Genomic DNA, 15106 nt, shown 5'->3' on the forward strand with positions numbered 1-15106 from the left:
CAGTCAGCGCACGCGCACGTAAGTGCCCGGTGCCGCTTCCATCGGTGGATAGTTGTGGTTGCCGAGGGTCATCTGGGTTTCTTTTTGCGCACCCGAGCGTTCCTGAATCCAGTCCAGCCATGGGGTCCACCAACTGCCATCGACTTGTTTGGCGTCGTAATACCAGGCCCGAGGGTCGCTGGTCAGTTTCGCGCTCTCGACGTAGTTGGCTTTCGGATTGGTGGGCGGGTTGAGAATGCTCTGCACATGGCCGCTGTTGGACAGCACGAAGCGCCGTTCGCCACCCAGCAGCAGGGTCGAGCGATACACCGCATCCCACGGTGTGATGTGGTCGTTCATGCCCGCCACGCTGAAGCTGTCGACGGTGACTTTCTGCAAGTCGATCGGCGTGCCGCACACTTCCAGTCCACCCGGACGACCCAGCGGGTTGTATTTGAAGAAGTCCAGCAAGTCGCCGTGAAGGGCGGCCGGCAGACGCGTGTTGTCGTTGTTCCAGTAGAGAATGTCGAACGCCGGCGGCTCTTTACCCAGCAGGTAGTTATTGACGAAGTAGCTCCAGATCAAATCGTTGGGACGCATCCAGGCAAAGACTTTGGCCATGTCGCGACCGTCCAGCACACCCTTCTGATAGGAGCGACGCTTGGTTGCCTCAAGGGTCTGCTCGTCTGCGAAGAGGGTCGCCGGAGAATCCATCTGACTGTCGAGCAGGCTCACCAGGTACGTCGCGCTGGATACGCGGCGCAATTGCCGCTTGGCCTGTAAATGGCCTTGCAGCGCAGCAATGGTCAGCCCTCCGGCGCAGGCGCCCATCAGGTTGACCTCGCGGGCACCGGTGATCGCCCGGCAGACGTTCATCGCTTCTTCCACCGCTTCGACGTAGGTCGACAAACCCCATTCGCGGTGACGCACATCAGGATTTCGCCAACTGATCATGAAGGTTTGCAGGCCATTCTTCAGGGCGAACTGGACGAAGCTGTTGTGTGGGCTCAGGTCGAAAATGTAGTACTTGTTGATTTGCGGCGGCACCACCAGCAGCGGTTTGGAATACTGTTTTTCGCTCATCGGCTTGTACTGGATCAGCTCCAGCAGCTCGTTGCGAAACACCACTGAGCCGGTAGTCGTGGCGACTGTTTTGCCGACCTCGAACGCCTGTTTGGTGACTTGTCTGGGCAGGCCGTCGTTGTGCAGGAAGTCGTCGACCAGGTGGCTGATACCTCGCACCAGGCTGTTGCCGCCGGAGTTGAAGATTTCCTTGATCGCCAACGGATTAAGCAGGCTGTTGGACGGTGCCATGGCGTCATTGAGCAAGGCGAACGCGAAGTGGGCACGGGCGCGATCGTCCGGGGTCATGTTGCTCTCGTCGATCCAGTGTTTGACCTGCTTCTGCCAGCTCAGGTAAGCCTGCAAGCTGCGGCGATAAAAAGGGTTGAGGCTCCACGCCGGGTCGGCAAAGCGATTGTCCTGCGGATTGGTCGGGTGCAGGGTTTCGCCCAGCAGCACGCGACCCAGTTGGCCGCCCAGCTTCAAAGCGTGTCGAGCGCTGTGCACCGGGTTACGCAAGCCATGGGCGGCAACGCTGCGTAGGGTCGAAAACAGATCCCGGCCACGCAGGCCGGTAATCGCACTCTGTGCGTTGATGAACGCGGCGGGAGTGGGCAAAAAGTCCTTCGCTGGTTTTTCGCGCATGAATCAACACTCCTTCGTCTTCAGGCCAAATACAGATACACCGAACCAGAACACCATAGACGCTGTTACGGGTTGTTGCGCGGCGCGGCGTCCTGCCGACCGCTTTTCATCACCCAAAGCCAGGGTTGATTAACCGCCCAATGGCGCCGGATGCGGATGCATCACTGCGCGCTGCCGTTCTTCCTGGAGGAATTTCATGATGATCGGTGCCACTGCTTCGGCCCGGGTAATCAGGAATAGATGCCCGTCATCGATGATGTGCAACTGAGCATTGGGAATCCGCCAGGCGAGCAATCGCATGTTGACCAGCGGGATCAGCGGATCGTCGTCGCCGGCCAGCACCAGGGTCGGCTGATGAATCTTGTGCAGCCAGTGAATGCTGGTCCAGCCGAGGCCGGCGAACAGCTGCCAGTAGTAACCGAGCTTGCCCGCCGAGCGGACTTTCGCCGCATGACTGGCAGCCAGCGTTGGATCGCGCCGGAACGCGCCGCCATAGATCATCGGTGCGATGCGGATCACATGAGACGGCTGGATGTAGCGTCGTGGGCTGGCCATCATCCACAGCACTTTCGGCTTGCCCGGCACCATCACTGCACCAGCCGCCGTGGCCGCCAGCACGAGTTTCTTGCAGCGCTCGGGATAGTCGTAAGCGAACTGCTGGGCGAGGGCGCCCCCCCATGACACGCCGATCACGTTGACTTGCCCGTAATCGAGATAATCGAGCATCCGCGCGGTGAGTTTCGCCAGGCCCGGAAAACGATACGGCCGATTCGGCGTCGACGAACCGCCGACACCGGGCACATCGAAAGCAATGACTTCCAGGTCCGGGTCCAGCGCGGCGACAAACGGAAACACCAGCTCCAGGTTGGCGCCAATGCCGTTGAAAATCAGCAAAGGGGTCAAGTGAGGCTTGCCGGGGCGTACTGCCGTCCGGAGGGTCTGGCCATCCAGGTCGACGGTACGAAATATGAACGGTTGCGGCATGCTTCAGGCCCTGTGGGGTGGTATCGCTATCTCATCTTTATTGTGGGAGCGAGTTTGCTCGCGATAGCGGTCTAACAGTCGACATCAATGTTGAATGTAATGACCTCATCGCGAGCAAGCTCGCTCTCACAGGTATCAGTTACCGCTCATGTACGTAGGTGCCCGGTGCGGCCTCGCCCGCCGGATAAGCCTTGTTGCCCAGGCTGGCCGGAGACTTCTTCAGCTTGCCCGAACGCTCGGCCTGCCATGCCTGCCAGTGCAGCCACCAGGAATCAGTGTGCTTGGTGGAGTTTTCTTGCCACTCCTCAGCCTTGACCGGCATCTCGACGCTGGTCATGTAGCGCGATTTCGGATTGCCCGGCGGGTTCAGAATGCTCTGGATATGCCCGCTGCTGGACAATACGAACTCGACCTTGCCACCGAACAGTTGCGCCGATTTGTAGCAGGACTTCCACGGGGTGATGTGGTCGTTGGTACCGGCCAGGGAGAAGATATCGGCCGTGACCTGCTTCAGGTCGATCGGCGTACCGCACACTTCCAGTGCATCAGGGCGGATCAACGGGTTGGTTTTGAACATTTCGATCAGGTCGCCGTGGAATGCTGCCGGCAACCGTGTGGTGTCGTTGTTCCAGAACAGGATGTCGAACACCGGCGGTTCGTTACCCAGCAGGTAGTTATTGACCCAGTAGTTCCAGATCAGATCGTTGGGGCGCATCCAGGCGAAGACTTTCGCCATGTCGCGGCCTTCCAGCACACCCGCCTGATAGGAGTGACGCTTGGCAGCTTCGAGGGTCTGCTCGTCGACGAACAACGCCACGTCGCTGTCCAGGGTGGTGTCCAGCACGCTCACCAGCAAGGTCAGCGCGTTGACCTTCTTCTCGCCGATCGCGGCGTAGTGGCCCAGCAGGGCGGTACAGGTGATGCCACCGGAGCAGGCGCCGAGCATGTTGATGTCTTTGCTGCCGGTGATCGCGGTGACCACGTTGACCGCTTCTTTGAGCGCTTCGATGTAGGTCGACAGACCCCACTCGCGCTGCTCCTTGGTCGGGTTGCGCCAGCTGACGATGAACGTCTGCATGTTGTTGCGCAGGCAGAAGCGCGCCAGGCTCTTGTCCGGGCTCAGGTCGAAAACATAGAACTTGTTGATTTGCGGCGGCACCACCAGCAGTGGGCGCTCGTGCACCTGTTCGGTGGTCGGCCGGTACTGGATCAGTTCCAGCACGTCGTTGCGAAACACCACCGCGCCTTCGGTCACGCCCAGGTTCTTGCCGACTTCGAATGCGCCCATGTTGACCTGGCTCGGCATGCCGCCGTTGTGTACCAGGTCCTTGGCCAGATGCGAAAGGCCATCGAGCAGGCTTTTGCCGCCGGTTTCAAAGAAGCGTTTGACCGCCGCCGGGTTGACCGCACTGTTGGTCGGGGCCATGGCTTCGGTCATCAGGTTGATCACGAAATGCCCGCGACTGACGTCCTTGGGCGGGAGGTTGCTGTCGTCGATCCAGTCGTGGAGCTCCTTGCGCCACGCCAGGTAAGTTTGCAAATAACGTTTGTAGAGCGGGTTCTGGCTCCAGGCCGGGTCGGCGAAGCGACGGTCATCGCTTGCCGGTTGCAGCTCGGATTTGCCGAACAACACGTTCTTCAGTTCAAGACCGAAATGGGCGACATGCCTGGCGCTGTGAATCGGTTGTTTGATGGCCTGTCTCAGCACCATTCGAGCGGAAGCCAGCAGATCTTTTCCACGCAGCCCAACGACAGGATTCAGCCCCAAGGTATTTTCCGAGGCTTGATACTTCAAGTCATCGTTATTCTTGTTACTCATCTACGACGCTCCATTGTCCTGAGACGAGTACCTGAGTCCAGCTGTGCTGTCACACAGCCAATGCCAGGTACTACTGCTCGGGTGACCGTTAATTCTGCATCGCTGCTGTTTTATCGCAGAGAGCACTGCAGGGAACTTGCCAGTTCCATTGGTTACCCGAGTTTAATTTTTTTCGCAAGCAGGCCAATCGTCGGCCCAGAAGCGGAGCATTCAAACAGATGGAATTAGAAAATGCCTTCTAATGAGCGAAAGGCCTGAGCTAGAGCATCAGCTTGACGACCGATTCGTTCGGGTCGCGGGTCTTTCCGGCGGCTTTGAGCTCGGCAAGATAATCGTTCCAGAGATCCTCTTGGCGCACGCCCAACTGGTACAGATATTCCCAGGTGAACAGGCCGCTGTCGTGGCCATCGTCGAAGGTCAATTTCAGTGCGTACTGACCGGCCGGCTCGACCTTGCTCAGGCCTACGCCGATCTTGCCAAATTGCAGGATAGGTTTGCCGTGGCCCTGGACCTCGGCGGAAGGAGAGTGCACGCGCAAGAACTCGGCGGGCAGGTGATGTTCCTCGCCCGACGCGTATTTCAGCGACAGGGTTTTCGAGGCTTTGTGCAGTTTGATATCGGTGGGGAGTTGGGTCATGACCTGGAGTCCGTCTGTAGGCGCGTGGTCTGACTCCTGTAGGAGCACAGCTTGCTGGCGATGGCGATTTCAAGTGCGCCATCGCCAGCAAGCTGTGCTCCTAGAGGGTCGCTTGGCTTACAGGATATAACGGGACAGGTCTTCGTTCTGCGCCAATTCGCCCAGGTGGCTGTTGACGTAGTCGGCGTCGATCAAGATCGCCTTTTCGTCGTGGGCGCTGGCCAGATCACCGGCGCTGAACGACACCTCTTCAAGCAGGCGCTCAAGCAGCGTGTGCAGGCGACGGGCGCCGATGTTCTCGGTCTTCTCGTTGACCTGCCAGGCAATCTCGGCAATACGCTTGATACCGTCCGGCTGGAACTCGATGACCAGGCCTTCGGTTTTCAGCAGTGCGCAATACTGCTCGGTGAGCGAGGCATGCGGTTCGCTGAGGATGCGCTCGAAGTCTTCCGGGGTCAGGGCCTTGAGTTCGACGCGAATCGGCAGACGACCTTGCAGCTCAGGCACCAGATCGCTCGGCTTGCTCAGGTGGAACGCACCGGAGGCAATGAACAGGATGTGGTCGGTCTTGACCATGCCCAGCTTGGTGTTGACGGTGCAGCCTTCGATCAGCGGCAGCAAATCGCGCTGCACGCCTTCGCGGGACACGTCGACGCCACCGGAGTTACCACGCTTGGCAACCTTGTCGATTTCGTCGATGAACACGATACCGTGCTGCTCGACCGCTTCCAGCGCCTTGGCCTTCAGCTCTTCTTCGTTGACCAGGCGACCAGCTTCTTCGTCGCGTACCAGTTTCAGCGCTTCCTTGACCTTGAGTTTGCGGTTCTTGCGCTTGCCCTTGCCCATGTTGGCAAACAGGCTCTGCAACTGGTTGGTCATTTCTTCCATGCCCGGTGGCGCGGAGATATCGACGCCGGCCACTTCGGCGACTTCGATTTCGATCTCCTTGTCATCCAGCTGACCTTCGCGCAGGCGCTTGCGGAACAGCTGGCGGGTGTTGGAATCGCCGGCCGGAGCAGCGTCGTCGTTGCTGAAACCCATGCGTGCCGGTGGCAGCAGGGCGTCGAGGATGCGTTCTTCGGCGGCGTCTTCGGCGCGGTGGCGAACCTTGGTCATTTCCTGTTCGCGCAGCAGTTTGATTGCCGCGTCAGCCAGGTCACGAATGATCGATTCAACATCGCGGCCGACATAGCCGACTTCGGTGAACTTGGTGGCTTCGACTTTGATGAACGGCGCGTTGGCCAGTTTGGCCAGGCGACGGGCGATCTCGGTTTTACCGACACCGGTCGGGCCGATCATCAGGATGTTCTTTGGAGTCACTTCAACGCGCAGCTCTTCAGGCAGCTGCATCCGGCGCCAGCGGTTACGCAGCGCGATGGCGACGGCGCGCTTGGCATCGTCCTGGCCGATGATATGGCGATTGAGTTCGTGGACGATTTCACGGGGAGTCATGGACATAGTAATTGGCGGTCCTCAGGTAAAAGTGAGCCGTGGCGTGGTGGCCAAAACAGGCTTACTCGGCGAGGTCCTGCTCCTCAATGGTGAAGGTGTGGTTGGTGAATACGCAGATGTCGCCGGCGATGCCGAGGGCGGTTTCGACGATTTCGCGGGCCGACAGATCGGTTTTCTTCAGCAGGGCGCTGGCGGCGGCCTGGGCGTAACCGCCACCGGAACCCATGGCGATCAGGCCTTCTTCGGGTTCGACCACGTCGCCGTTGCCGGTGATGATCAGGGAGGCGTCTTTGTTCGCGACCGCAAGCATCGCTTCGAGGCGGCTGAGGGAGCGGTCAGTGCGCCATTCTTTGGCGAGTTCGACAGCGGCACGAACCAGGTGGCCCTGATGTTTCTCAAGCTGGCCTTCGAAACGCTCGAAGAGGGTGAAGGCGTCAGCGGTGGCCCCGGCAAAACCGGCGATTACCTGGCCGTGGTACAGGCGGCGAACTTTCTTCGCGTTGCCTTTCATCACGGTATTACCGAGAGAAACCTGGCCGTCGCCGCCCATGACGACTTTGCCGTGGCGGCGAACTGAAACGATGGTGGTCAAGGGAGAGTCTCCACGCAGCGGGGCGAAAATGCCTTATGCCAACTCATATGGGGGTGGTGGTGCGTTTTTCAACTGTAGAGCGGGAGAGGGGACGAGCGGTGTTGAAGATGATCGTTCCCACGCAGAGCGTGGGAACGATCGGAGGAGGGGGTCAGCGGCTTTGACGTTGTTGTAACAGCAGGTTGCTGAACCCGCTGCCGGCCAGTTGCTTCTGGGCGGTGGTCAGTTGTTCGCGATTGCTGAACGGACCGACCAGAACCCTGTACCAGGTCTCGTCTTTAACGGTGCCGGATTCAACCGCCACAGCCTGCCCCAGCAGGATGATCTGCGCACGCACCTTGTCCGCGTCAGCCTCCTTGCGGAACGAGCCGGCCTGCAGGAAGAACTTGGTCACCGGCGCTGCTTTTGAAACCGGCGGCGCTGGTGGCGGAGTAATCCCGGCCAGCGCGGCCTGAGCCCGCGCGGTATCGATCTTCGCCGCTTGTTCCGGCGTGACCGGCGTCGTCGGAATGGCCGGCACTTGTGGCGTCGGCAGGGTTTTCTCCGGCACGGCATCCGGTGGCACGATCACTTCTGATTCCGGCAGCAGGGTGTAGAAGTCGTACTTCGGCTTCACCGGTTGCGTCGGGCTCGGCGGGGTCTTGTTGGCCTCGACGATCTTGGCCTTCTGCTGCTCGATCCTCTCGCGTTTGACGCTCTCGCTGCCCTTGCCCGGTTCCAGCTTCATCAGGAAAACAATGAACGCGCCGACCGTCAGGCCGATGGCCATCCACAGCCAGCCCGGGATCGGTTGCTTTGCAGGAGCTTGGTAACGGCTGGCGCCACGCTTGGGTGCAGGTTTTTTCTTGGCAGCCAACTTACATACGCTCCAGAGTTTCCAGACCCAAGAGTTGCAGGCCTTGCTTGAGAGTGCGGCCGGTTAACGCGGCGAGGCGCAGACGGCTTTGCATTTGCGCCGGGGTGTCGGCGCTGAGGATCGGGCAGTTCTCGTAGAAACTGGAGAACAGGCCGGCCACATCGTACAGGTACGTGCACAGCGTGTGCGGCGTGCCTTTGTCGGAAACGTTGTTCAGCACTTCGCCGAACTGCGCGAGCTTGGCCGCCAGTTCATGTTCGTGCGCCGCTTCGAGGACGATCTGGCCTTCGACTTCGCTGAAGTCCTTGCCGAGTTTGCGGAACACGCCGGCCACGCGGGTGTAGGCGTACAGCAGGTACGGCGCGGTATTGCCTTCGAAGTTCAGCATCAGGTCGAAGTTGAAGCTGTAGTCGCTGGTGCGGTGCTTGGACAGGTCGGCGTATTTCACCGCGCCAATGCCCACGACCTTGGCGATGTTGCGTAGCTCGGTTTCGGCCAGCTCCGGGTTCTTGTCCTTCACCAGGGTGTAGGCGCGTTCCTGGGCTTCGGTCAGCAGGTCGATCAGCTTCACGGTGCCGCCGTCACGGGTTTTGAACGGACGGCCATCGGCGCCGTTCATGGTGCCGAAGCCCATGTGTTCCATTTCCATCGGGTGCGTCACGAAACCGGCCAGGCGCGCGACCTGGAACACTTGCTGGAAGTGCAGGGCCTGACGCTGATCGACGAAGTACAACGCGCGATCGGCTTTCAGTACGCCGCTGCGATAGCGCACGGCGGCCAGGTCGGTGGTGGCGTAGAGGTAACCGCCGTCAGCCTTGACGATGATCACCGGCAGCGGGTCGCCGTCGGCGTTCTTGAACTCGTCGAGGAACACGCACTGGGCGCCGTTGCTTTCGACCAGCAGGCCGGCCGCCTTGAGGTCGTTGACCACGTTGATCAGGTCGTCGTTGTAGGCGCTTTCGCCCATCACGTCGGCCATGGTCAGTTTGACGTTCAGCAGTTCGTAGATTTTCTGGCAGTGCGACAGCGAGATGTCTTTGAACTTGGTCCACAACGCCAGGCAGTCCGGGTCGCCGGCTTGCAGCTTGACCACCAGGCCACGGGCGCGATCTGCGAACTCTTCGGATTCGTCGAAGCGTTGCTTGGCGGCGCGGTAGAAGTTTTCCAGGTCCGACAACTCGTCGCTGGTGATCGGGTTTTCCTGCAGATACGCCATCAGCATGCCGAACTGGGTGCCCCAGTCGCCGACGTGGTTCTGCCGGATCACTTCGTCGCCGAGGAATTCCAGTACCCGCGCCACGCCGTCGCCGATGATGGTCGAGCGCAAGTGGCCGACGTGCATCTCTTTGGCCAGGTTCGGTGCCGACAGGTCGACGACAGTGCGCTGCACCGGACCCGCCTTGCGCACGCCGATATGATCGTCGGCCAGCGCCGCGTCCAGGCGAGTGGCCAGGGCCTGGGTGTTCTGGAAGAAGTTCAGGAAGCCGGGGCCGGCGATTTCGGTCTTGGCGACGTTTTCGTCGGCCGGCAGCGCGGCGATGATTTTCTCTGCCAGGTCGCGCGGCTTCATGCCGGCCGGCTTGGCCAGCATCATCGCGATGTTGCTGGCGAAATCGCCGTGAGTCTTGTCACGGGAGTTTTCCACCTGGATCGCCGGCGACAGGCCTTCAGGCAACACACCTTCGTTGACGAGTTGGGTGATGGCTTGTTGGATCAGCTGGCGAATGGTGTCTTTCATGGTGTTCTCTTTCGACCGCAAGCGCGGCGGCGCCTGGATGCGCTAGTGGAAAAACTGGGCATTATCCGTTGCGAAGACGGGCTTGCCAACTATAGCGGCCAGGTTATGGATATGTGGTGACCATTCGGACGCCTTCGTCGGAACGCCGCCCGGACCAAGCCCGCTCCCACAGGGTTAGTGTTATGACGCAAAACATGTGAACACCACAGACCCTGTGGGAGCCGGGCTTGCCCGCGATGGCGATCTCAAAAATCAATACAAATCGACGGGATCGACATCCAAAGACCAACGCACCGCCCGCCCGCTCGGCATCTGTTCCAAAGCCAGCAACCAACTGCTCAATAACCGATGTAGCGGCGCCCGGGCCGTGGCCTGCAATAACAATTGCGCACGATAACGCCCGGCCCGGCGTTCCATCGGCGCCGGCACCGGCCCTAGCAGTTCAATCCCGGTCAGGTTCTGTTCGGCCAGCAAACGCTCGGCCTCGCTGCACGCCTCATCCAGAAAACCTTCAGCTTGCCCCGGTTTGTGCGCTTCGGCCCGCAGCAGCGCCAAGTGCGCAAACGGCGGCAGGCCCGCCGAGCGACGTTCGCTCAAGGCCTGTTCGGCAAAGGCGAAATAGCCCTGCTCAGTCAGTTGCACCAGCAGCGGATGGTCGGCCAGGTGCGTCTGGATGATCACTTTGCCCGGCTCTTCAGCCCGGCCCGCGCGCCCGGCAACCTGGACGATCAGCTGCGCCATGCGCTCGCTGGCGCGGAAGTCGCCGGAGAACAGACCGCCGTCGGCATCGAGAATCGACACCAGCGTCACCCGTGGAAAGTGATGCCCTTTGGCAAGCATCTGCGTGCCCACCAGAATGCATGGCTGGCCCTTTTGAATCGTCGCGAACAGCTGATTCATCGCGTCTTTGCGCGAAGTGCTGTCGCGGTCGACTCGCAACACCGGGACGTCTGGAAACAGAATCCCCAGCCGTTCTTCGGCGCGTTCGGTGCCTGCGCCTACGGGACGCAAGTCGACCTTGCGGCATTTCGGGCAATGCCGGGGCACGCGTTCCACGTAGCCGCAATGGTGGCAGCGCAACTCGCCGGAACGTTGGTGCACGGTCATTCGGGCATCGCAGCGCTGGCACTCGGACATCCAGCCGCAGTCGTGGCACAGCAGGGTCGGCGCAAAGCCGCGACGGTTGAGGAACACCAACACTTGCTGGCCGGCGGCGAGAGTCTGTCCAATGGCTTGTTGCATCGGCCCGGAAATGCCGCTGTCCAGTGGACGGCTTTTCACGTCCAGCCGCAGGAAGCGTGGTTGCTTGGCGCCACCGGCGCGCTCGTTCAGGCGTAGGAGCCCATAGCGGCCGGTGTAGGCGTTATGCAGGCTTTCCAGCGACGGCGTGGCGGATCCGAGGACAATCGGGATGTTTTCCTGCCGGGCGCGTACCAATGCCAGGTCGCGGGCGTGATAGCGCAAACCTTCCTGCTGTTTATAGGAGCCGTCGTGCTCTTCATCGATGATGATCAGGCCGGGGTTCTTCATCGGCGTGAACAGCGCGGAACGGGTGCCGATAATAATGTCGGCTTCACCGTCCCGGGCGGCGAGCCAGGCTTCGAGGCGCTCGCGATCGTTGACCGCCGAGTGGATCAGCGCGATGCGTGCATTGAACCGCTGTTCGAAGCGCGCCAGGGTCTGCGGGCCGAGGTTGATCTCCGGAATCAGCACCAACGCCTGTTCGCCGGCCTCAAGGGTTTCGCGGATCAGCTGCAAATAGACTTCGGTCTTGCCGCTGCCGGTGACGCCGGCCAGCAGGAAGGCGTGATAACTGTCGAACCCGGCGCGAATCGCTTCATAGGCAGCGCGTTGCTCCGGGTTGAGCGGCAACTCCGGCTGCGCCAGCCAGTGTTCGTGGCGGGCGTCGGGGGCGTGCTTGCGGATTTCGACTTGCACCAGATCCTTGGCCAGCAGCAAATCCAGGCTGTCCTTGCTCAGCATCAGTTTGCTCAACAACTGATGGGCGACGCCGTGGGGATGTTGGGCCAGGGTTGCCAGGGCCTCCCGTTGACGCGGGGCGCGAGCGATGCGCGGGTCATCAAGGCTGGCGCCGGGCGCCGCGGACCAGAAGCGTTCCTGCCGTGCTTCGGCCAGTTCGCCTTGTCGCAGCAATACCGGCAGCGCCCAGCTCAAGGTGTCGCCGAGGCTGTGCTGATAATACTGAGACGTCCACAGGCACAGTTTGAACAGTGCGGGCGGCAGCGGCGGTGTGGCATCGAGCAAGGCCAGGGCTGGCTTGAGCTTTTCTACCGGCACTTCGCTGTGATCGGTCACCTCCACCAGAATCCCGATCATCTCCCGCCGGCCGAACGGCACCCGCAGGCGCATGCCCGGCTGCAACTGGGCACGCAGGACTCCGGCCGGGGCACGGTAATCGAACAGGCGGCGCAGGGGCGAAGGCAGGGCGAGGCGCAAAATGGCGTCGGGCACGCGGGGGATTCTCTCTGGGCGGGCAGTAAGAAAGGCTGAGCGCAATCCCTGTGGGAGCGGGCTTGCCCGCGAAGAGGCCCATACAGCCGCCATCTTCATTGACTGTCAGGACGCTTTCGCGGGCAAGCCCGCTCCCACAGGTTTGCGTGCAGATGATCAGCATTTGGGGCGCGAGCCTAGCAGACGGTCGGTAGAAGCGACAGCTTGCGTGATCGCAAAGGTCTGGTAGAATCCGCGGCCTAATTATGTGCGGTATTCAACAATAGTGTTGAGTGGCGGCACACTAGCCTGAGGAATACACCATGAAAGCCGATATCCATCCAGCGTACGAAACCATCGCAGTAACTTGCAGCTGCGGCAACAAGTTCGAAACTCGTTCGAACCTGTGCAAGCCACTGGGTACTGACGTATGCAACGAGTGCCACCCGTTCTACACCGGTAAGCAGAAGACTCTGGATACTGGCGGCCGTGTACAGCGCTTCGCAGACCGTTTCGGTGCTTTTGGCAAAACCAAAGCTCCTGCTGCTGCAGAGTAAGGTTGAAAGGCCCGATGGGCTTTTCCTTGCTGATGAAAAAGGCGTCCCTTGCGGGCGCTTTTTTTGTGTCTGCGATTTGGATTTCCAGCGCCCAGGCCTTTTGCCCGGCGCCTGGCGATCTGACGAAGGTCCTGGTGGAGCGGGTGGTGGATGGTGACACGCTGCGCCTGACCGACGGTCGCAGCGTGCGCATGATCGGTTTGAATACGCCGGAGCTGGGCAAGAAAGGCCGTTCCGATGAGCCGTTCGCCGTGGCTGCGCGCGAACGCCTGAAAGCGCTGGTAGCGGCCAGCGGCGGGCGGGTCGGATTACTGCCCGGCAAAGAGAGCAAAGACCATTACGGCCGCACATTGGCCCATGTCTACAGCTCCGATGGCGCCAACCTTGAAGCGCAAATGCTCGTCGAAGGTCTCGGTTTTCAAGTGGCGGTGGCGCCGAATGTGGATTTGGTCGACTGTCAGCAAGCGGCGGAACGCAGTGCGCGTCAGGCCGGGCTCGGGTTGTGGCGCCAGCCGTCTGTACTGAAAGCGGAGCAGATCAATGCGTCCGGTTTCGCCGTGCTCAGTGGTCGTGTAAGCAAGGTTCAGCGCAATCGCGGCGGAGTTTGGATCGAGTTGCAGGATTCGGTTGTATTGCGCGTTGCACCCAATTTATTGGGGCGGTTCGATCTCGCGGCGCTTGAGCGGCTGAAGGGCAAGCAGATCGAGGCTCGGGGTTGGGTGGTGGACCGTTCGCGCCGTGGCGGCCTTAAAGAGGGGCAGGCACGCTGGCTTCTGCCATTGACCGACCCGGCGATGCTTCAGATGGCGCAGTGATAAAAAATTGTAGACATTTTTTATACTGATTGTGAACAGTCTATCCCTTATGTTCCGCGGCTCTTGGCCCAAAGTCGTAGGGCCGGGCGCTTGACAGGGATGACTGGTCAGTCTTGTGAGGGCTTTGCGAGGCGAGTATCCTCGGCGGTCCGTCTGTCCAACAGTAAAAAAGCGGAATGCCCATATGTCTGATCTGAAAACTGCCGCTCTCGAATATCACGCCCATCCCCGTCCAGGGAAGCTGAGTGTCGAGCTCACCAAGGCCACCGCTACCGCCCGCGATCTGTCGCTGGCCTACAGCCCCGGCGTAGCCGAACCAGTACGCGAAATCGCCCGCGATCCTGAACTGGCCTACAAATACACCGGCAAAGGCAACCTGGTTGCAGTCATTTCTGATGGCACCGCAATTCTCGGCCTGGGTAATCTCGGCCCATTGGCTTCCAAGCCAGTCATGGAAGGTAAAGGCGTGCTGTTCAAGCGCTTCGCCGGCATCGACGTTTTCGACATCGAAGTCGACTCCGAAAGCCCGCAAGCCTTCATCGACACCGTCAAGCGCATCTCCATCACCTTCGGTGGCATCAACCTGGAAGACATCAAGGCACCTGAGTGCTTTGAGATCGAACGCGCTCTGATCGAGCAGTGCGACATTCCGGTATTCCACGATGACCAGCACGGCACCGCGATTGTTACCGCGGCCGGCATGATCAACGCCCTGGAAATCGCTGGCAAAACCCTGGCTGACGCCAAGATCGTCTGCCTGGGCGCCGGTGCGGCCGCCATCTCCTGCATGAAATTGCTGGTGAGCATGGGCGCCAATATCGAAAACATCTACATGGTTGACCGTACCGGCGTGATCCACTCCGGCCGTGACGACCTGAACCAGTACAAGGCTGTTTTCGCTCACGCGACTGAAAAACGCACGCTGGCCGACGCCCTGAAAGGCGCGGACGTGTTCGTTGGTCTGTCCGGCCCGAACCTGCTGAGCGCTGAAGGCCTGAAATCCATGGCGGCCACCCCGATCGTGTTCGCCTGCTCCAACCCTGATCCGGAAATCGCTCCGGAGCTGGCTCACGCCACCCGTGACGACGTGATCATGGCCACCGGCCGTTCGGACTACCCGAACCAGGTCAACAACGTGCTGGGCTTCCCGTTCATCTTCCGCGGTGCCCTGGACGTTCGCGCCAAGCGCATCAACGAAGAAATGAAAGTGGCTGCGGCCAACGCCCTGCGTGAACTGGCCAAGTTGCCGGTTCCTCAGGAAGTGTGCGACGCCTACGGCGGCATCAAACTGGAATTCGGTCGTGAGTACATCATTCCGAAGCCAATGGATGCACGCCTGATCACCGTGATCTCCGATGCAGTGGCCAAGGCTGCCATCGAGACCGGCGTCGCAACCCTGCCGTATCCGAAGAACTACCCGCTGAAAAGCGTGGATGACGTGTTCAACGGCTAAGTCGTTGTAGCGCTTCAACACAAAGCCCCGCGCTTCTCTCGAAGGCGGGGCTTTTGCGTTGCGCTA

Annotated in this window: 12 protein-coding genes; 3 read left to right on the plus strand and 9 right to left on the minus strand. The window is 60.5% G+C overall.

Features of this window, described 5'->3' with window-relative positions; genetic code table 11:
• Nucleotides 1-3: 3 nt before the first annotated feature.
• From phaC (FQ185_RS06540) to FQ185_RS06585, 9 genes are all read right to left on the minus strand, one after another.
• Nucleotides 4-1686, minus strand: coding sequence for a class II poly(R)-hydroxyalkanoic acid synthase (phaC, locus tag FQ185_RS06540; RefSeq protein WP_149416792.1), 1683 nt, complete (start codon nt 1684-1686; stop codon nt 4-6).
• A 129-nt stretch (nt 1687-1815) separates the two neighbouring features.
• Nucleotides 1816-2670: a poly(3-hydroxyalkanoate) depolymerase gene (gene phaZ / locus FQ185_RS06545; RefSeq protein ID WP_149416793.1), complete on the minus strand. Its 855-nt coding sequence runs from the start codon at nt 2668-2670 to the stop codon at nt 1816-1818.
• Between the two features lie 139 nt (nt 2671-2809).
• Nucleotides 2810-4489 carry a class II poly(R)-hydroxyalkanoic acid synthase gene (gene phaC, locus FQ185_RS06555; protein ID WP_149416794.1) on the minus strand — a complete coding sequence of 560 codons (1680 nt, stop codon included), beginning with the start codon at nt 4487-4489 and terminating at the stop codon, nt 2810-2812.
• 259 nt (nt 4490-4748) lie between these two features.
• A complete protein-coding gene (locus FQ185_RS06560; protein ID WP_149416795.1) occupies nt 4749-5126 on the minus strand; it encodes a gamma-butyrobetaine hydroxylase-like domain-containing protein in 378 nt (125 codons plus the stop codon).
• Between the two features lie 117 nt (nt 5127-5243).
• Nucleotides 5244-6584 (minus strand): ATP-dependent protease ATPase subunit HslU, encoded by a 1341-nt coding sequence (hslU, locus tag FQ185_RS06565; protein ID WP_149416796.1) that lies wholly within the window; start codon nt 6582-6584, stop codon nt 5244-5246.
• 55 nt (nt 6585-6639) lie between these two features.
• A complete protein-coding gene (gene hslV, locus FQ185_RS06570) occupies nt 6640-7170 on the minus strand; it encodes an ATP-dependent protease subunit HslV (RefSeq protein ID WP_007899242.1) in 531 nt (176 codons plus the stop codon).
• Nucleotides 7171-7321: 151 nt separating this feature from the next.
• Nucleotides 7322-8026, minus strand: a complete 705-nt coding sequence (locus FQ185_RS06575) for an SPOR domain-containing protein (protein WP_149416797.1) — start codon at nt 8024-8026, stop codon at nt 7322-7324.
• Nucleotide 8027: 1 nt separating this feature from the next.
• Nucleotides 8028-9764: an arginine--tRNA ligase gene (argS, locus tag FQ185_RS06580; RefSeq protein WP_149416798.1), complete on the minus strand. Its 1737-nt coding sequence runs from the start codon at nt 9762-9764 to the stop codon at nt 8028-8030.
• Between the two features lie 252 nt (nt 9765-10016).
• A complete protein-coding gene (locus tag FQ185_RS06585) occupies nt 10017-12236 on the minus strand; it encodes a primosomal protein N' (RefSeq protein ID WP_149416799.1) in 2220 nt (739 codons plus the stop codon).
• A gap of 302 nt (nt 12237-12538) precedes the next feature.
• Between FQ185_RS06585 and rpmE the strand changes: the two genes are divergently transcribed.
• The 3 genes from rpmE (at nt 12539) to FQ185_RS06600 (ending at nt 15040) form a co-directional block, all read left to right on the plus strand.
• Nucleotides 12539-12772 (plus strand): 50S ribosomal protein L31, encoded by a 234-nt coding sequence (rpmE, locus tag FQ185_RS06590; protein ID WP_149416800.1) that lies wholly within the window; start codon nt 12539-12541, stop codon nt 12770-12772.
• Between the two features lie 14 nt (nt 12773-12786).
• Entirely contained in the window at nt 12787-13587 is an 801-nt protein-coding gene (locus FQ185_RS06595) for a thermonuclease family protein (RefSeq protein WP_149416801.1), read from the plus strand.
• A 184-nt stretch (nt 13588-13771) separates the two neighbouring features.
• Nucleotides 13772-15040 (plus strand): malic enzyme-like NAD(P)-binding protein, encoded by a 1269-nt coding sequence (locus FQ185_RS06600; protein WP_149416802.1) that lies wholly within the window; start codon nt 13772-13774, stop codon nt 15038-15040.
• Nucleotides 15041-15106 lie beyond the last annotated feature (66 nt).

Origin of the sequence: Pseudomonas sp. ANT_H12B (assembly GCF_008369325.1) — a bacterium.
Lineage (GTDB): Bacteria > Pseudomonadota > Gammaproteobacteria > Pseudomonadales > Pseudomonadaceae > Aquipseudomonas.

Bases quoted from the DNA above. Each gene is read 5' to 3' on its own strand.
- phaC (WP_149416792.1), bottom strand. From the start codon at position 1,686: ATGCGCGAAAAACCAGCGAAGGACTTTTTGCCCACTCCCGCCGCGTTC.
- hslU (WP_149416796.1), bottom strand. From the start codon at position 6,584: ATGTCCATGACTCCCCGTGAAATCGTCCACGAACTCAATCGCCATATC.
- FQ185_RS06600 (WP_149416802.1), top strand. From the start codon at position 13,772: ATGTCTGATCTGAAAACTGCCGCTCTCGAATATCACGCCCATCCCCGT.
- FQ185_RS06560 (WP_149416795.1), bottom strand. From the start codon at position 5,126: ATGACCCAACTCCCCACCGATATCAAACTGCACAAAGCCTCGAAAACC.
- FQ185_RS06595 (WP_149416801.1), top strand. From the start codon at position 12,787: ATGGGCTTTTCCTTGCTGATGAAAAAGGCGTCCCTTGCGGGCGCTTTT.
- rpmE (WP_149416800.1), top strand. From the start codon at position 12,539: ATGAAAGCCGATATCCATCCAGCGTACGAAACCATCGCAGTAACTTGC.
- phaC (WP_149416794.1), bottom strand. From the start codon at position 4,489: ATGAGTAACAAGAATAACGATGACTTGAAGTATCAAGCCTCGGAAAAT.
- phaZ (WP_149416793.1), bottom strand. From the start codon at position 2,670: ATGCCGCAACCGTTCATATTTCGTACCGTCGACCTGGATGGCCAGACC.
- argS (WP_149416798.1), bottom strand. From the start codon at position 9,764: ATGAAAGACACCATTCGCCAGCTGATCCAACAAGCCATCACCCAACTC.